The sequence below is a fragment of the Streptomyces sp. NPDC025651 genome, from assembly GCF_055558735.1.
This window is the reverse complement of the sequence record NZ_JBVHLZ010000003.1, coordinates 396848-413607: the sequence shown is the minus strand read 5'-3', so window position 1 is coordinate 413607 and position 16760 is coordinate 396848. Positions and strand designations below refer to the sequence as shown.

The following is a 16760-nucleotide window of genomic DNA, read 5'->3' as shown; positions in this document are numbered from 1 at the left end:
GGCCGTCTCAGTCGGAGACCCCGGCCAACGCGAGCACCTTGTCGATCCTCACGCGGACCAGGAGTTCCCCCGGGACGCCGTTGCGCTCGCCGAACTCATCGGCCCGGTCCTCGCCCATGTAGCGTGCGCCGATACGGGCCGCCCAGTGCCGGACCTGCTCGAGGTCCTCGCTCAGTTCCGCCCGGCCCTGCAGGACGACGAAGGCGAACGGCGGCTGATCGTCGTCGACGCACAGGGCCACGCGCCCGTCGCGGGCGAGGTTGCGCCCCTTCACGGTCTCCTTGCCGGTGTTGAACACCAGGTCGTCACCGTCGATCAGGAACCAGATCGGCGCGATGTGCGGGCTGCCGTCCGCCCTGACGGTCGAGAGTTTGCCGGTGCGGGTGCCGTGCGAGACGAAGGCCCGCCATTGGGCATCGGTCATCTTCTGTGCCATGTCCTCATCATGCTTGCCGGGGCGCCGGTCGTGGGGAAGGCTGGCAGGTCAGATCCTCCAGCCAGGGGGAGCGGATTCGGGGAGACGGGAATCATGGGGCAGAGCACGGGGCTCGGCTGGCTGCTGGACGACCTGACTCAGCGGATGGAGCACGTACGACACGCGCTGGTGCTGTCCAACGACGGCCTGGTAACCGGCGCGAGTTCCGATCTGAAGCGCGAGGACGCGGAGCACCTGGCCGCGGTCTCGTCGGGACTGCACAGCCTCGCCAAGGGATCGGGGCGACACTTCCACGCGGGCAACGTGCGCCAGACGATGATCGAGTTCGACGACGCGGTCCTCTTCGTCACGGCGGCGGGCGACGGCAGTTGCCTCTGCGTCCTGAGTGCGGCGGAGGCCGACATAGGTCAGGTCGCGTATGAGATGACGCTGCTCGTGAACCGCGTCGGCGAGCACCTGGGCGTGGGCGCCCGGCACCCGGAACGCACCCCTGTCGTGGATCTCTGACCTGCACTGACGTTGCCACGTCAAGAGTTATCCACAGGCCCGGCGAGGATCGCCGGGATCGGGCTACGGTTTTTCCCGAGAGCAATCAGATCTCACGGGGGAGAACCACCATGACCGGTGACACGATCACGCAATCCACCGTCGCAGCGACCGTTCAGCCGACGGTCACGCCGAGTCGCGCCGCGAAGGAACTCGACCTGAAACGCGGCGAGTTCGACCTGGCCGTGATGCTCGGGCGCATCCGCACCGTCGGAGAGGCGGCGGGCGGCCAACGCCGCGTCGCCCGCACGGAGGTCGATCGCGTGCGCGGAAGCGCAGGCTTCCCGGAGGCGCTTCGCGAGAGCGTCAGAGCGGTGGGCACCACGGAGGGCGCGGGGCTCATGGAGATCACCACGGCCCGCTTCACCCGCCTCGCCCGCGCAGGCGTCCTGACGCCCGTAAAATTCTATTTGAACCGATATCGGGCCGTCGTCTGGCTCTATCTGGCCGAAGAACTGCGGCAGTTCGCCGAGGCCGAAGCCAACGTCGAACTGCTCACGGGCCGCATGCCGGGGCCGATGCGTGAGCGGCTCGACGAAGGCCAGGACCTGCGGGCGCGGACCTGGCGGGGCCGGTACGCGGGATGCCTGCTGAGGCAGGCCGAGGACCCCTGGGAGCGTGCCGCCGCCGTGGCCTCCTTGCTCGACCCCGTGCAGATCGCGGAGATCGTCAGGGATCCATACGAACGTGCCTACCTCAACCGCCTCAAGCCGGTACCCCGCACCCACGGCGCACCGGACTCGCCCGTGGCCAGGATCGTCGAGAGGATCACGACCGCGGACGACCCGGACGAAATCCGCTGGCTGCGCTCCAGCCTGCTGATCGGCCTCGTCCAGGCCCGCGCGCAGCGCCCGGCGCCTCGCCCGGCACCCCGGCCCGCGCCCCGGACCGTGCCCGAACCGGCCCTCCGCGCCGCGGAGTCGGAGCCGTCGAGCGATGGCGCGCCCGAGCCTTCGGCGGAGGAATCGCGAGGCCTGATGAAGTGGCTGCGCCGCAGGCGGACGTAGTGGGGCGCGAGACGCGGGAGAAGCGGGGGAGGCGCCACTACATCGTCGCGTCCAGGTCCTTGGCGTACTCCTCGATGGCGGGACGGTAGCCGGCGATCTCCGGATCCTTGGTCGTGTCGACGAGCAGCGTCAGGAGGATCTCCATCGCGTCGTGCGTCCGGCCGGTGTTGTACAGCGCCATGGCCAGGAACGTCTTGAGTGCGCCGTCGTCGGGGAACTCGGCCGCCCCCTCGCCGAGGGTGGCGGCGGCCTCCTCGTAGCGCCCCAGGATCCGATAGGTGCTGCCCAGGCCCAGAAGGGCGCCGCGGCGGTCGTCGTCCGACAGTCCCGCGCCGTCGAGTGCGCGCTCGTAGTACGGCACCGCTTCGGCTTCCAGGCCGAGCGTGTCGTGGACCCACGCCGTCTGGTAGGCCACCTCCACGTCGTGCGGGTGCTCTGCGGCAAGGAGGACGAGTAGCTCCCTGGCCTCCTCGCCTCGGCCTGCCTCTCGGAGCCGTACCGCCTCAGAGAGCCGTCGATCCCTGTCCTCACCCGGATGTGCGCTCAATTCCCCATCCCCTTCGTTGTGTTGCCCTCATCGGGCTTGCCCCCCTTTGCCCGCGCCGAAATCCTTCTCGAACGGAGACAAAGATGCCTGTCGTGTCCCGCTGGTCCCCGTTGCGGCCCTCAGCCGGCCAGTTCCTGTTCGAGCCATGTGCGGCCCCGCGCGCGAGCGGTGAGTCGTACGCCGCCCAGGCGCGGTGCGAGGTGCTCGGCCTCGGCCTGGACCGCGCGCTGCGCGTCCGCGCCGACGTCCTCGAGGAACCTGCAGACGATCTCTCCGCCGCAGTCCTGGGCCCAGCCTCCGACGACGCGGCCGTTCCACCACACGGACGGGCCGATGTTGCCGTTCCTGTCGAAGAGGCGCGGGCCGTGCTCTCCCAGGAACCAGCCGCGGTTCTGCCAGCCCATCGGTGTGGAGTCGAGTGCCGGCAACAGAGCGGCCCACGGCTCGGGGCGGGCGGTCTCCTCCAGGTCGTCGGGGAGCAGCAGCCCGGTCGTTCCGTCCAAATCGACTTCGACGGGGTGCAGTTGGGTCAGGGCCCGTGTCGTCTGCGTCTTGGTCCAGCCGGCCCACCACCGCAGATCGTCCGCCGTGGCCGGGCCGAACGTCCGCAGCCACTGCCGGGCGAGTTCCACCTCGGCCTCCTGGGTGTCCCAGTCGGCGAGGCCACCGGGAAACCAGTCGGCCAGCGGCGCCCAGCGGTACTGGTGAGAGGTCCACGTGCCCCGCGGACGCCCCCGCACCACGTGTCCCTCGGCGGCGAGCAGCAGAAGAAGGCGACTGGCCAGCTTCTGGCGGCCCTCGTAACTCTTGCCGCGCGACATGACCAGCTCGGTGCTCAGGCGAGGGTCGTCGCTCGCGATGTCCGCCGCGGTCGCCTCGCCCCGCTCCTTGAGGGCCCGCAGCGCCACTTCCTCGGCCTGCGCCAGCCACGCCGCCACTCCGGTCGCGTCGTCGGCGACCCCTGCTTCCGCGAGCATCTTCAGGAGGAGGCGGCGCTCCCGTGCGGCGACCGCCCGCGAGCAGGCCGCCTGCAGCACGGGAGCCACGTCCAGGGGCGAGACGAAGACGGTGCGGCGCATCCCCATGAACCGGATCAGCGACCGGTCCTCGTACAGGGCGCGCTCCACGTCCGCCACCCGGCCGTCGTGCATGCGGGCCCAGGCGCCGACGTACACCGACGACGGGTCGGTGCCGTGCAGGGCCAGCAGCGACCGGGCCACCTCGACGGGGTCGTCGGACCGGGTGTCCGTCGTCAGACGGTGGCGCAGGGCCAGGCGCGCCCGCCGTTCCGCCACGTCGATCCGTCGCACTGTGCCTCCCGTATGGATCTTCTGGTGCTCACGCGTCTGCTGTCGCTCAGGCACCTGTTGTCGCTCAGGCGCCTGTCGGACCGTCCATGTGGCGTTCCCCGTACGGCCGGAACAGCCCCTCCTGCACCACCGACACCAGAAGTCGGCCCTCGGTGTCGTAGATGCGACCACGGGCGAGGCCGCGGCCCCCCACGGCGATGGGGGACTCCTGGTCGTAGAGGAACCACTCGTCCGCGCGGAAGGGGCGGTGGAACCACATGGCGTGGTCGAGAGACGCCATGTCGAAGCCGCGGGGGCCCCAGAGCGGCTCGACCGGGATGCGGACGGCGTCGAGGAGCGTCATGTCACTGGCGTAGGTCAGCGCGCAGGTGTGCACGAGCGGATCGTCGCCCAGCGGGCCGACGGCGCGCATCCACACCGCGCTGCGCGGCTCGGCGTCCTTGACCTCCTCGGCGGTCCAGCGCAGCCGGTCCACATAGCGGATGTCGAAGGGCTGGCGCCGGGCCATGCGCTCCAACTGCTCGGGGAGCGCGCCGAGGTGCTCCTTGATCTCTTCGGCGACCGTCGGCAGCGACTCCGGGTCGGGAGCCGCGATGCGCGGCGGCAGCTGATGTTCGAACGCGCCCTGCTCGGGCTGATGGAAGGAGGCGGTGAGGTTGAAGATGGTGCGGCCCTGCTGGACGGCGGTGACGCGGCGCGTGGTGAAGGAGCGCCCGTCCCTGACCCGTTCGACCTGGTACACGATGGGCACCCCGGGCCGGCCCGGGCGCAGGAAGTACGCGTGCAGCGAGTGCACCGGGCGGTCGCCCTCGGTGGTGCGCCCCGCCGCAACCAGCGCTTGCCCGGCGACCTGCCCGCCGAACACCCGCTGCAGGGACTCCTGCGGGCTGCGGCCCCGGAAGATGTTGACCTCGATCTGCTCCAGGTCCAGCAGATCGACCAGCCGGTCGGCGGGATTGTTCATGACAGTTCCTCGACTCCTGTCCGGGACACGCGGATCCTCGGGACGCTCAGAGCTGGCCGACGTCCGTGACCCGGACGACGGCGCGGCCCTCCTCGTCGGAGGCCGCGAGATCGACCTCCGCGCTGATGCCCCAGTCATGGTCGCCGTTCGGGTCGGCGAACGTCTGGCGGACGCGCCACAGACCGTGCTCAGGATCCTCCTCGATGAGCAACAGCTTGGGGCCGCGCGCGTCGGGACCGGTGCCAAGATCTTCGTACTCGTCCCAGTACTTGTCCATGGCCTCGCCCCACGCGTCCGCGTCCCAGCCGGACTCGGCGTCGAGTTCGCCCAGCTCCTCGACGTGGTCGAGGGCGGCCAGCTCGACCCGGCGGAAGAGGGCGTTGCGCACCAGGACACGGAAGGCGCGGGCGTTGGCCGTGACCGGCTTGACCTGGTCGGCCTTCTCCTGGGCCTCCTCCGCCGTCATGACCTCGGGGTTGGCCAGCTGCTCCCACTCGTCGAGGAGGCTGGAGTCCACCTGACGGACCATCTCGCCGAGCCAGGCGATCAGGTCCTCGAGGTCCTCGGACTTCAGGTCGTCCGGGATGGTGTGCTCCAGGGCCTTGTACGCGCTCGCGAGGTAGCGCAGCACGATGCCCTCGGTGCGGGCGAGTTCGTAGAAGGACGTGAACTCGGTGAACGACAGCGCCCGTTCGTACATGTCGCGGATGACGGACTTCGGGGACAGCGGGTGGTCGCCGACCCACGGGTGGCTGGTGCGGTACGTGTTGTACGCGTGGAAGAGGAGCTCCTCCAGCGGCTTGGGGTACGTGATGTCCTGGAGCCGCTCCATCCGGTCCTCGTACTCGACCCCGTCGGCCTTCATCAGGGCCACGGCCTCGCCGCGCGCCTTGTTCTGCTGGGCGGCGAGGATCTGGCGCGGGTCGTCGAGGGTGGACTCGACGACGGACACCATGTCGAGGGCGTACGAGGGCGACTCGGGGTCGAGCACCTCGAAGGCGGCGAGGGCGAAGGTCGACAGTGGCTGGTTGAGGGCGAAGTCCTGCTGCAGGTCGACCGTCAGGCGCACGATGCGGCCCGTGGCGTCCGGCTCGTCGAGCTTCTCCACGACGCCGCCGTCGAGCAGGGAGCGGTAGATCGCGATGGCCCGGCGGATGTGCCGCAGCTGCTGCTTGCGCGGCTCGTGGTTGTCCTCCAGGAGACGGCGCATCGCCTCGAAGGCATTGCCCGGGCGGGCGATCACGGACAGCAGCATGGTGTGCGTGACGCGGAAGCGGGAGGTCAGCGGCTCGGGCTCGGAGGCGATGAGCTTCTCGAAGGTCGTCTCGCTCCAGGCGACGAAGCCCTCGGGAGCCTTCTTGCGGACCACCTTGCGGCGCTTCTTCGCGTCGTCGCCGGCCTTGGCGAGCGCCTTCTCGTTCTCGATCACGTGCTCGGGCGCCTGCGCGACCACGAAGCCCGCCGTGTCGAAGCCCGCGCGCCCCGCGCGCCCGGCGATCTGGTGGAACTCCCGCGCGCGCAGGGTGCGGACGCGGTTGCCGTCGTACTTGGTGAGGGCGGTGAACAGCACCGTGCGGATCGGGACGTTGACGCCGACGCCCAGGGTGTCCGTGCCGCAGATGACCTTGAGGAGGCCGGCCTGCGCGAGCTTCTCCACCAGGCGTCGGTACTTGGGCAGCATGCCGGCGTGGTGGACGCCGATGCCGTGGCGCACGTAGCGCGAGAGGTTGCGGCCGAACTTGGTGGTGAAGCGGAAGTTGCCGATCAGGTCGGCGATCTTGTCCTTCTCCTCGCGCGTGCACATGTTGATGCTCATCAACGACTGCGCCCGCTCGACGGCCTGGGCCTGGGTGAAGTGCACGATGTACACCGGCGCCTGCTTGGTCTCCAGGAGCTCGGTGAGCGTCTCGGTGATGGGCGTCAGGCGGTACTCGTACGACAGCGGCACCGGCCGCGTCGCGGAGCGCACGACCGAGGTGGGGCGGCCCGTGCGGCGCGTCAGGTCCTTCTCGAACATGCTGACGTCGCCGAGCGTCGCCGACATGAGGATGAACTGCGCCTGGGGCAGTTCGAGCAGCGGGATCTGCCAGGCCCAGCCGCGGTCCGGCTCGGCGTAGAAGTGGAACTCGTCCATCACGACCTGGCCGATGTCGGCGTCCTTGCCGTCCCGCAGCGCGATCGAGGCGAGGACCTCGGCCGTGCAGCAGATGACGGGGGCGTCGGCGTTCACCGACGCGTCGCCGGTCAGCATGCCGACGTTCTCGGTGCCGAAGAGCTTGCACAGGTCGAAGAACTTCTCCGACACCAGCGCCTTGATGGGCGCCGTGTAGAAGGTGACCTTGTCCTGGGCGAGCGCGGTGAAGTGCGCACCCGCCGCGACCAGGCTCTTGCCGGAGCCGGTCGGCGTGGACAAGATCACGTTTGCCCCGGAGACCACCTCGATCAGCGCCTCCTCCTGGGCCGGGTAGAGAGTGATGCCCTGGTCCTCGGCCCACGACGAGAAGGCTTCGAAGAGGGCATCGGGGTCGGCGTCCGGCGGCAGCTGATCAATAAGGGTCACACCCCCATCTTGCCTTCCTTCTCACCCGATCAGGGAACCGGAGGTTCTTACGAAGATCACGAACGCTACGCTGTGTCGCCAACGGGGCGTCAGAACAATGGAAATGGGGCGGGCAACAGCAATGATGGGACCGGCACACTCACTCTCGGGGGCGGCGGCCTGGCTCGGAGTCGGTGCGGCCGCGGCGGCCGCGGGGCACACGATGCCCTGGCCGGTCCTCCTCGTAGGGGCGCTGATCTGCGCCGGAGCGGCCCTCGCGCCCGACCTCGACCACAAGTCGGCGACCATCTCGCGCGCCTTCGGCCCGCTCTCGCGGGGCCTGTGCGAGATCGTCGACAAGCTCTCCTACGCGGTCTACAAGGCGACCCGCAAGCAGGGGGACCCGCGCCGTTCCGGCGGTCACCGCACGCTCACGCACACCTGGCTCTGGGCGGTGCTGATAGGAGCGGGCACCTCGGCGCTCGCGATCTTCGGTGGGCGCTGGGCCGTGCTCGCGATCCTCTTCGTCCACATGGTGCTCGCCATCGAAGGCCTGCTGTGGCGGGCCGCCCGCGGGTCGAGCAGCGACGTGCTGGTGTGGCTGCTCGCCGCGACGAGCGCCTGGATCCTGGCGGGTGTCCTGGACAAGCCGGGCAACGGCTCGGACTGGCTGTTCACCGCGCCCGGTCAGGAGTACCTGTGGCTGGGGCTGCCGATCGTGCTCGGCGCGCTGGTGCACGACTTCGGGGACGCCCTCACCGTCTCCGGGTGCCCGATCCTGTGGCCCATCCCCATCGGCCGCAAGCGCTGGTATCCGATCGGGCCGCCGAAGGCGCTGCGGTTCCGGGCCGGCAGCTGGATCGAGCTCAAGGTGCTGATGCCGGTGTTCATGCTGCTCGGGGGAGTGGGCGGCGCGGCCGCGCTCAACTTCATCTGAGGGCCGGACTCCGCCGGTGCGCCCGCCCTTGCCCACGGGGCGGGCAGGCCCTCACCGAGCCGCACACCGGAGGCCACCGTCCTGGACCCGACCACGGCTTGTCACACAGAGTGCAACTGGTCACACGGAGTGTGCCCTGGTCGTCGTGGTGGAGGACGGCGGACGGGCTCATGCCACGCGTGGGCCGTCCAGGCGTCCCAGGCACTCCTGGTGCTCTTGGTGCTCCTGGTCCGGCGCCCACTGAGCCCGGCCGGGCGCCGGTGTCCCGGGCACCCGGCCGGCAAGGCTGCGGCCGTCCATCCCTACCCGTGCCAGGACCGCCACAGCGCCGCGTACGCGCCGTTCGCCGCCACCAGTTGGTCGTGGCTGCCCAGCTCGCTGATCCGGCCGCTCTCGACCACCGCGATGACGTCCGCGTCGTGCGCGGTGTGCAGCCGGTGGGCGATCGCCACCACCGTGCGGCCGTCGAGGACGCGGGCGAGCGAGCGCTCCAGGTGCCGTGCCGCGCGCGGATCGAGGAGCGACGTCGCCTCGTCCAGGACCAGCGTGTGCGGGTCGGCGAGGACCAGGCGCGCCAGGGCGATCTGCTGGGCCTGGGCGGGCGTGAGCGCGAAGCCGCCCGAGCCGACCTCGGTGTCCAGGCCCTCGTCGAGAGCGCGTGCCCAGTCGGCCGCGTCGACCGCGCCGAGCGCCGCCCACAGTTCGGCGTCCTGCGCCCCGGTCCTCGCCAGGAGGAGGTTGTCGCGCAGGGAACCCACGAAGACGTGGTGCTCCTGGTTGACGAGGGCCACATGGGCGCGCACCTCCTCCGCCGGCATGGCCGACAGCTCCGCGTCGCCCAGGGTCACTCGGCCGGTGCGCGGTCCGTAGATCCCGGCGAGCAGCCTGCCCAGAGTCGACTTGCCCGCGCCGGACGGGCCGACGAGGGCGACGCGCGAGCCGGGCTCGACGGCGAGGGACACCTCGCGGAGCACGTCGACGCCCGGGCGGTAACCGAAGTGCACGTCGTCGGCGAGCACATGGCGTCCGTCCGGAGTCACCGAGGCGTCACCCGAGTCAGGCTCGATGTCGCGGACGCCGACGAGGCGGGCCAACGACACCTGGGCGACCTGCAGCTCGTCGTACCAGCGCAGGATGATCCCCAGCGGGTCGACGAGCATCTGCGCGATGAGGACGCCCGCGGTCAGCTGACCCACGTCGATCCAGCCCTGGAGGACGAAGACACCGCCGATCATCAGCGTCGAACAGAGCACGATCGTGTGGGTGAAGGTGATCACCGGGAAGAGGACCGACCGCAGAAAGAGGGTGTAGCGCTCCCAGGCGGTCCACTCCTTGATGCGGCGCTCCGACAGCTCGATGCGGCGCTCGCCGAGGCGGTGGGCCTCCACGGTCCGCCCCGCGTCCACGGTCTCGGCGAGGGCGGCGGCCACGGCGGCGTACCCGGCGGCCTCCGAACGGTAGGCGGCGGGCGCCCGCTTGAAGTACCACCGGCAGCCCACGACGAGCAGCGGCACCGCGACGAGCACCGCGGGCGCCAGCGGCGGCGCGGTCACGACGAGCCCGCCGAGCAGCAGCGCCACCCACACCACGCCGATGGCGAGCTGCGGCACCGCCTCGCGCATGGCGTTGGCGAGGCGGTCGATGTCCGTGGTGATCCGCGAGAGCAGATCACCGGTGCCGGCCCGCTCCAGGACACCGGGCGGCAGTCCTACGGAGCGCACGAGGAAGTCCTCGCGCAGATCCGCCAGCATCCGTTCGCCGAGCATCGCGCCGCGCAGCCGCACTTCACGTACGAAGAGGGCCTGGACGAGGAGCGCGACCGCGAACAGGCCGATGGTGGGTTCCAGATGGAGGTCGCCCGCGCCGTCCGAAACCTTCTCGACCAGGTCGCCGAGCAGATAGGGACCGACCATCGAGGCGACCACCGCGACGGTGTTCACGCCGATCAGCAGCAGAAAGGCACCCCGGTGGCGCTGGAACAGCTCGCGCACATAGGTACGTACGGTCGCTGCCGAGCCGATGGGCAGGGTCTCCGCCGTGGTGGGGGCCGCCGGGTCGTACTCCGGTGGCGCCAGGCCGATCATGCCGTCTCCTCGATGTCGAAGTCCGTGTCGAAGTCCGTGTCGAAGGTGGTGTCGAAGTCCGTGCCGCGGTCCCTCTTGGCTTCCGCGGCGACCAGCTCCGCCTCGGTCTCACGGGTCACGACCGCGCGGTACCGCGGTTCGGTGTGGACCAGTTCGCGGTGGGCGCCCACCGCGGCGACCTCGCCGTCGGCCAGGAAGACGACGCGTTCGGCGCGGTCCAGGAGCAGCGGCGAGGAGGTGAGGACCACCGTGGTGCGGCCCATGCGCAGCCGCCGGATGCCGTCGGCGACACGGGCCTCGGTGTGCGAGTCGACGGCGGACGTCGGCTCGTCGAGCACCAGGGCCTCGGGGTCGGTGACCAACGACCGGGCCAGGGCGAGGCGTTGGCGCTGTCCTCCGGAGAGGGAGCGGCCGCGTTCGGTGAGGTGGGCGGCCATCGGGTCGTCGTCCACCGACGTCTGCGCCAGCGCGTCCAGGACGTCCGCGCACTGCGCCGCTTCCAGTGCCTCCTCGGCGCTGACGGCTCCCGACGCGGGTACGTCGAGGAGCGCGCGCAGCGTTCCCGAGAGCAGGATCGGGTCCTTGTCCTGGACCAGGACGGCGGTGCGGGCGGTGGACAGCGGCAGATCGTCGAGCGGTACGTCCCCGAGACGCACGGACGGCAGCTCCGCGGCCTCCTCGAACGCCGGGTGTCCGCCGAGTCGTTCGGCGAGGCGGCCGGCCTCGTCCGGGTCGCCGCACACCACCGCGGTGAGCCGCCCGGACGGGGCGAGCAGCCCGGTCGCAGGGTCGTACAGGTCACCGGCCGGCACGCCGGGAACGACGCCCGCGCCGGACGCCGCGCCCGCGCCGGATGCCGCGCCCACGTCGGACGCCGCGCCCACGTCGGACGCCGCGCCCGCGTCCGAAGCCGCGCCCGCCGCCCGCGGCCCCGTCCCGGACCCCGCCCCCTCCACTGCCCGCTCCAACGACAGCACCCGAGCGGCCCGCTTCGCGGAAGGCCGGGAGAAGGAGTACGCCATGGCGATCTCCTCGAAGTGCCGCAGCGGATAGTTGAGCATCATGACGGCGCTGTAGACGGTGACGAGTTCGCCCACCGTGATGCGGCCCTCGCGGGCGAGGTACACGCCGTGCCAGACGACCGCGATCAGCAGCAGCCCCGGCATCAGGACCTGGATCGCCGAGATCGCCGCCCACATCCGGGCGCTGCGCACCGCGGCCGTGCGGACCTCCTGCGAGGCGCGGCGGTAGCGGTCGAGGAAGAGCTCCTCGCCTCCGATGCCGCGCAGCACGCGCAGTCCGGCGACGGTGTCCGACGCCAGTTCGGTGGCGCGCCCCGCCTTCTCGCGCTGGAAGTCGGCCCGGCGCGTGGCGCGGGGCAGCAGCGGGATCACGGCGAGGGCGAGCACAGGGATGCCCACGGCGACGACGACGCCGAGCGCGGGCTGGTACACGACGAGGCCGACGCAGACCAGCACGACCGTGAGGGCGGCCGCCGCGAACCGCGACAGCGCCTCCACGAACCAGCCGATCTTCTCGACGTCGCCCGTGGAGACCGCGACGACCTCACCGGCGGCGACGCGTCGGGTCAGTGCGGAGCCCAGCAGCGCGGTCCTGCGGGCAAGGAGCTGCTGGACGCGGGCCGCCGCCGTGATCCAGTTGGTGACGGCGGTGCGGTGCAGCATCGTGTCGCCCACCGCGGTGGCGACCCCGAGGAGGCCGATCAGCGCACCCGCGAGGGCGAGCCGCTCTCCGGAGCCGTCGAGCACGGCCTCGACGGCGATGCCGACCATGTAGGGCAGGCCCGCGATGGAGGTGAAGTGCAGCAGGCCCCAGGCAAGGGACTTGAGCTGCCCGCCGAGCTGGTTGCGGCCCAGCCACAGCAGGAAGCGCGGCCCCGACCGGGCATCCGGCACGCCGGGGTCGGTATACGGAAGATCGCGAATCTGCATGACGTCCCAGAACTCGGTGCGGCGGTCGTCTGCCCCGGCGAAGCGAACGGGGAGCGGACGGCGGTAACAAACCGTGAAAGGTTCGCCTCGCAGGGTGGTCCGAAGCAAACGGTTTTCCGCCCCGGGGTAAAGAATCGGTCCCCTTCCTCCCGTGAGCCGCCGGCCCGGCCAGGGGTGTCGCGACCGGGTGCGACCATGGACCGATGCGAATAGCCGGTGCGGTGCGAGCGGTGGTCGCGGCAGCGGCCTGCGGTGTCCTTGCGACGTCTGTGACGTCCTGCGCGGGCGGGAGCGACGACGCGTCGAAGCAGGAGAACCGCGGCGCGGGGCACGGCAAGAGCGCGGAGGGCGGGGCCGACGCGCGAGCGGCCGACCTCAAGCGCATCCCCGACGTCGGCGACCGTCTGCAGTCCAAGATCCCCAAGAACTCGCGCCAGGTCGTGGCGGTGTACGGCGACGGCGTGAACTGGGCGAAGTCGACCGTCGTCCTGTACACGAAGTCGGGGAGCTCGGACGACACCTGGGAGGAGGTCCGCAGCTGGCCGGGGCACAACGGCAAGAAGGGCTGGACCACCGACCACCACGAGGACGACAAGCGCAGCCCGGTCGGCGTGTTCACGCTCACGGACGCGGGAGGCGTCCTCGCGGATCCGGGCGCCAAGTTGCCGTACACGCAGTCGTCGTCCATGCAGGCCCCGCACTACTGGCCCAAGACGCACTGGCACGACTTCGACTACGTCATCGCGATCGACTACAACCGCGCCAAGGGCACCCCGCCGAACGACCCGACGCGGCCGCAGGGTCAGTCCAAGGGCGGCAGCATCTGGCTGCACATGGACCACGGCAGCGGCACGTCGGGCTGTGTGAGTCTGTCCAAGTCGGGCATGGAGTACCTCCTTCGTACGCTCGATCCGAAGCAGCACCCGGTCGTGGTGATGGGGGACAGGATGAACCTCAAGGCGTGAGCGCCCCCTTGAGGGGTGTCCCCGAGCCGCGGGCGGTGCCATCGCGGTCATCGCCGGACGTCGCCATTGCGGTGATCGCCAACTGCCCATAGAAATCCCCCATGAGAAGACGCGTCATGTCCATGCTCGCCGGGGCCACGCTTGCGGCGAGCACCCTCCTCGGTGCGGGTCCGGCCGCGGCCGACACGCCCCCTCCGGAGTTCGGCACCGACTGGCACGACCCGGTCACCGCCGCGCCCCCGATCCCGAAGCCGCACACCAAGTCCTGCGAAGTGACCGTCGCCGAGGCGCAGTTCAAGGACTTCACGCCCTACAAGGGCGACTACACGCCGCCCGGCGCATGCGGCCGAGGCCGCTGGGGCAAGGTGGTCCTGCGCCTCGACGGAAAGGTGAAGGGCAGGCAGTACGACCGGCTCGGCTACCTCCGTATAGGGGGCGTAGAAGTCTTCCGTACGTCCACTCCGGAGCCGTCGGAGGACGGCATCGCCTGGTCCGTGGAGAAGGACGTCACCCGCTACAGCGAGACGCTGAGCCGCGACCAGCGGGTCGAGATGCTCATCGGGAACGTCGTCAACGACACCTACACCGGGATCATCGACGTCAAGGCCACGCTGACGTTCTACGAGCCGGAGAAGCGGGAGGAGCCGAAGGGGCCGCCGCGGCCGAACACGACTCCCGACCGCGTCATCCCCCTCGGCGACGGCACCGCCGGAACCACCCTCACCACACCCCGTAACAGCGAACGGATCGTCGCCGAGGTCTACGCCACCGGTTCCGGCGGCGGCTGCGAGGAGTACTGGTACCTGACGGTGCCCGATGCCGCGCCCTACTCCTGCAAGGCGGACCAGGGCCCCTACCGCGAGGTGCAGGTCAAGGTCGACGGCAAGACGGCGGGCATCGCCGCGCCGTTCCCGACGGTGTGGACCGGCGGCTGGTCCAACCCCTTCCTCTGGTACGTGATTCCGGGGCCCCGCGCCTTCGACATCAAACCCATCGAGTACGACCTGACGCCGTTCGCGGGCATGCTCAACGACGGCCGCCCGCACCAGGTGGAGGTCTCCGTCGTCGGCGTACCGAAGGCGCAGACGGGCTGGAGCACCCCGGTGAACGTCCTGGTCTGGCAGGACGAGAAGAGCGACCACGTCACGGGCAGGCTCACCCGCCACGAGGAGGGCGACCTCGCCAACGAGGCCACGTACACGCCCGGTTCGCCCACGGCCGAGCACCGCCTCGACACCGAGGGCGGCCACAGGCTCAGCGTCTCCGGCTATGTGAACACCTCCCACGGGCGCGTCACGACGACCGTCGACCGCACCCTCGCGAACACCTCCGTCCACCGCTGGACCGAGGGCGAGGCGTCGGACGCGCTCAAGGCGACCTGGACCGACCGCGAGACGGTCACCACGGGCGGCCGGTCGGTGCGCACCGACCGGACGTACACGATGGACGGCACCACCACCCTCGGGGACGGCGACCGGCTGCGCACCGAGATCTCCCTGGGCGACCGCGCCGAGAGCGTCACCAGGCACGGCGGTCGGCGCACCAACTGGTCGGTGCTCGACGACCGTTACGACGGCGACGCGACGTACACGGTGAACGTCCCGCGCGACCAGCGGCACGCCGTCGGCACCTCGCGCGAGCGCTACCGGCTGATCGGCGACGCGAGCTGCCACGACCGCACGCTGGCCACGGTCCAGGGAGCCCTGACGGAGGACAGGCAGCGGTGCTGACCGCACGCTGCTGACCGCAAGTCCCCGCCCGCAAGCCGCTGTCCGCGAGAGGCTTGCGGGCGCCCGCTCTTGGAGCAAGATCCAAGATTTACGCCGATGCGGGCCCCGCGCGGGCTCGGCCGTCCAACGGCGTGGACCGCGTCGTGGACGCGATGCGCGTCGCCACGAACCTGCTCGGCAACCGCGTGGCCGTCTTCGTGGTCTCCCGCGCGAAGGAGCCCGGCGGTGCCGAGGTGAGCACCGCCGGGCTCAAGTCCCGTGCCCCGGCTACTCCTTGGGCTTCTGCGAGTCCACTCCCGGACGTGCCTTCTGCCACAGTCCGCGAGTGAAGTCCGGGATCGCCTGAGGCGCGCCCTTCGCCTTGATGGACAGATGGCTCAGCGGCACGGGTGCCGTCCACGTCGCCGCGTCGTACACGTCGAAGTCGGGGACGAGGCCGAGCTGCATGGTCTGCATCAGGCGGAAGATCATGATGTAGTCCATGCCGCCGTGCCCGCCCGGCGGGTTGGAGTGCTCCTTCCACAGCCAGTGGTCGAACTCGGCGGCGTACTTGCCGAAGTCGCCCCACTCGTCGTTCGTGTGGTCCGGCTCGATGTAGATGCGCTCGGGGTAGTCCTCGAAGACGCCCCGCGTGCCGCCGAGGCTGTTGATGCGGCTGTAGGGGTGGGGCGTGGAGACGTCGTGTTCGAGGCGGATGACCCGCCCCTTCGCCGTCTGGACGAGGCTGATCGTGCGGTCGCTCTCGATGTACGTCTCCTTCCAGCTCGGGTCGCCCGGCGGCATGTGCTCCTTGCGGTACTCGGCGAGGCCGAGGGCGGGGGTGCCGAAGCTGGAGATGTGCGTGACGCGGTCGCCGCGGTTGACGTCCATGTAGTTGGCCGTCGGGCCGAAGCCGTGGTTGGGGTAGAGGTCGCCGCGCAGCCGGGTGTGCCACAGGCGGCGCCACGGGCCCTCGTAGTAGTCGGGGTCGAACATCAGGCCGCGCAGATCGTGGTTGTAGGCACCGGCCGCGTGCAGCAGGTCGCCGAACTTGCCCGCGTGCGCCATCCGCAGCACGCGCATCTCGTTCTTGCCGTAGCAGCAGTTCTCCAGCTGCATGCAGTGTCTGCGGGTCCGCTCCGACAGGTCGACCAGTTCCCACAGCTCGTCCAGGCGCATCGCGATCGGACACTCCACACCGACGTGCTTGCCGTTCAGCATCGCCGACTTGGCCATCTCGAAGTGGAAGCCCCACGGCGTCGCCACGTACACGAAGTCGAGGTCGCCGCGCTTGCACAGGTTCTCGTAGTCGTGCTCGCCCTTGGTGTAGGTCGCCGGGGCCGGCTGGCCCGCGGCCGTGACCTTCTTCGCGGCGGCCGCGGTCTTCTCCTTGACCGGGTCGCAGAGCGCGACGACGCGCACGCCGGGTATCGCGAGGAACAGGTCGATCATGGAGCCGCCGCGGTTGCCGAGCCCGATGATCCCGACGCGCACCGTGGAGCGCCGGTCGAACGGTACGCCGATCATGGTGGCGCCCTTGCGGGCGGGCGCGGCGTCGGCTGCCGCCGCGGCGGTCTCCGGGGCGTCCGCCTGGGCGGCCCCGGCCGTGAAGGCGCCGAGGCCGAGCCCCGCGCCCGCGAGACCTGCCGTGCGGAGCACCGCACGCCGTGAGTGGCCGTCGGCGGTGGTGTCGGTCGTTTCGTCCGGGAGCGGTGTCGCGTTCTCGTCGTGCATCGGACCTCCGTCGTCGTGGTCTCTACCACT

General features: G+C 70.8%; 13 protein-coding genes. 5 read left to right on the top strand and 8 right to left on the bottom strand.

Translation table 11 applies throughout. The features are described from left to right. Positions 1 to 7: 7 nt before the first annotated feature. On the bottom strand, positions 8 to 436 hold the full coding sequence (locus ACZ4D5_RS14105) for a PPOX class F420-dependent oxidoreductase (protein WP_467772608.1): 429 nt from the start codon (positions 434 to 436) through the stop codon (positions 8 to 10). A 93-nt stretch (positions 437 to 529) separates the two neighbouring features. Here ACZ4D5_RS14105 and ACZ4D5_RS14100 point away from each other — a divergent pair, with 93 nt between their 5' ends. Together ACZ4D5_RS14100 and ACZ4D5_RS14095 are read left to right on the top strand one after the other, a co-directional pair. Then, positions 530 to 943: a roadblock/LC7 domain-containing protein gene (locus ACZ4D5_RS14100; protein ID WP_467772607.1), complete on the top strand. Its 414-nt coding sequence runs from the start codon at positions 530 to 532 to the stop codon at positions 941 to 943. 110 nt (positions 944 to 1053) lie between these two features. After that, positions 1054 to 1989 carry a DUF6397 family protein gene (locus ACZ4D5_RS14095; RefSeq protein WP_467772606.1) on the top strand — a complete coding sequence of 312 codons (936 nt, stop codon included), beginning with the start codon at positions 1054 to 1056 and terminating at the stop codon, positions 1987 to 1989. Positions 1990 to 2026: 37 nt separating this feature from the next. Here ACZ4D5_RS14095 and ACZ4D5_RS14090 read toward each other — a convergent pair whose 3' ends face one another. The 4 genes from ACZ4D5_RS14090 to ACZ4D5_RS14075 all read right to left on the bottom strand — a co-directional run bounded on the left by ACZ4D5_RS14090 (position 2027) and on the right by ACZ4D5_RS14075 (position 7370). Further along, complete coding sequence (locus ACZ4D5_RS14090) at positions 2027 to 2536, bottom strand: tetratricopeptide repeat protein (RefSeq protein ID WP_467772605.1); 510 nt, start codon at positions 2534 to 2536, stop codon at positions 2027 to 2029. Between the two features lie 119 nt (positions 2537 to 2655). Continuing rightward, complete coding sequence (locus ACZ4D5_RS14085; protein WP_467773025.1) at positions 2656 to 3837, bottom strand: winged helix DNA-binding domain-containing protein; 1182 nt, start codon at positions 3835 to 3837, stop codon at positions 2656 to 2658. Between the two features lie 73 nt (positions 3838 to 3910). Further along, on the bottom strand, positions 3911 to 4810 hold the full coding sequence (locus ACZ4D5_RS14080; RefSeq protein WP_467772604.1) for an acyl-CoA thioesterase: 900 nt from the start codon (positions 4808 to 4810) through the stop codon (positions 3911 to 3913). Positions 4811 to 4856: 46 nt separating this feature from the next. Next, complete coding sequence (locus tag ACZ4D5_RS14075; RefSeq protein WP_467772603.1) at positions 4857 to 7370, bottom strand: DEAD/DEAH box helicase; 2514 nt, start codon at positions 7368 to 7370, stop codon at positions 4857 to 4859. Positions 7371 to 7491: 121 nt separating this feature from the next. Here ACZ4D5_RS14075 and ACZ4D5_RS14070 point away from each other — a divergent pair, with 121 nt between their 5' ends. Then, positions 7492 to 8286, top strand: a complete 795-nt coding sequence (locus tag ACZ4D5_RS14070; RefSeq protein ID WP_362337987.1) for a metal-dependent hydrolase — start codon at positions 7492 to 7494, stop codon at positions 8284 to 8286. 302 nt (positions 8287 to 8588) lie between these two features. Here ACZ4D5_RS14070 and ACZ4D5_RS14065 read toward each other — a convergent pair whose 3' ends face one another. Together ACZ4D5_RS14065 and ACZ4D5_RS14060 are read right to left on the bottom strand one after the other, a co-directional pair. Further along, positions 8589 to 10370, bottom strand: coding sequence for an ABC transporter ATP-binding protein (locus ACZ4D5_RS14065; RefSeq protein WP_467772602.1), 1782 nt, complete (start codon positions 10368 to 10370; stop codon positions 8589 to 8591). Continuing rightward, a complete protein-coding gene (locus tag ACZ4D5_RS14060; protein ID WP_467772601.1) occupies positions 10367 to 12322 on the bottom strand; it encodes an ABC transporter transmembrane domain-containing protein in 1956 nt (651 codons plus the stop codon). Before ACZ4D5_RS14060 ends, ACZ4D5_RS14065 begins: the two co-directional genes overlap by 4 nt. Positions 12323 to 12525: 203 nt before the next feature. Between ACZ4D5_RS14060 and ACZ4D5_RS14055 the strand changes: the two genes are divergently transcribed. Further along, positions 12526 to 13287 carry a L,D-transpeptidase family protein gene (locus ACZ4D5_RS14055; protein WP_467772600.1) on the top strand — a complete coding sequence of 254 codons (762 nt, stop codon included), beginning with the start codon at positions 12526 to 12528 and terminating at the stop codon, positions 13285 to 13287. 101 nt (positions 13288 to 13388) lie between these two features. After that, positions 13389 to 15017, top strand: a complete 1629-nt coding sequence (locus ACZ4D5_RS14050; protein ID WP_467772599.1) for a peptide-N4-asparagine amidase — start codon at positions 13389 to 13391, stop codon at positions 15015 to 15017. A 267-nt stretch (positions 15018 to 15284) separates the two neighbouring features. Here the strand turns inward: ACZ4D5_RS14050 and ACZ4D5_RS14045 are convergent, their stop codons facing one another. Next, positions 15285 to 16730, bottom strand: coding sequence for a Gfo/Idh/MocA family protein (locus tag ACZ4D5_RS14045; protein WP_467772598.1), 1446 nt, complete (start codon positions 16728 to 16730; stop codon positions 15285 to 15287). Between the last annotated feature and the right edge of the window lie 30 nt (positions 16731 to 16760).

What these genes read in the sequence shown, in the direction of transcription:
- ACZ4D5_RS14060 (WP_467772601.1), bottom strand. Translation starts at nt 12,322, where the DNA reads ATGCAGATTCGCGATCTTCCGTATACCGACCCCGGCGTGCCGGATGCC.
- ACZ4D5_RS14070 (WP_362337987.1), top strand. Translation starts at nt 7,492, where the DNA reads ATGATGGGACCGGCACACTCACTCTCGGGGGCGGCGGCCTGGCTCGGA.
- ACZ4D5_RS14095 (WP_467772606.1), top strand. Translation starts at nt 1,054, where the DNA reads ATGACCGGTGACACGATCACGCAATCCACCGTCGCAGCGACCGTTCAG.
- ACZ4D5_RS14100 (WP_467772607.1), top strand. Translation starts at nt 530, where the DNA reads ATGGGGCAGAGCACGGGGCTCGGCTGGCTGCTGGACGACCTGACTCAG.
- ACZ4D5_RS14050 (WP_467772599.1), top strand. Translation starts at nt 13,389, where the DNA reads ATGAGAAGACGCGTCATGTCCATGCTCGCCGGGGCCACGCTTGCGGCG.
- ACZ4D5_RS14045 (WP_467772598.1), bottom strand. Translation starts at nt 16,730, where the DNA reads ATGCACGACGAGAACGCGACACCGCTCCCGGACGAAACGACCGACACC.
- ACZ4D5_RS14065 (WP_467772602.1), bottom strand. Translation starts at nt 10,370, where the DNA reads ATGATCGGCCTGGCGCCACCGGAGTACGACCCGGCGGCCCCCACCACG.
- ACZ4D5_RS14080 (WP_467772604.1), bottom strand. Translation starts at nt 4,810, where the DNA reads ATGAACAATCCCGCCGACCGGCTGGTCGATCTGCTGGACCTGGAGCAG.
- ACZ4D5_RS14105 (WP_467772608.1), bottom strand. Translation starts at nt 436, where the DNA reads ATGGCACAGAAGATGACCGATGCCCAATGGCGGGCCTTCGTCTCGCAC.
- ACZ4D5_RS14055 (WP_467772600.1), top strand. Translation starts at nt 12,526, where the DNA reads ATGCGAATAGCCGGTGCGGTGCGAGCGGTGGTCGCGGCAGCGGCCTGC.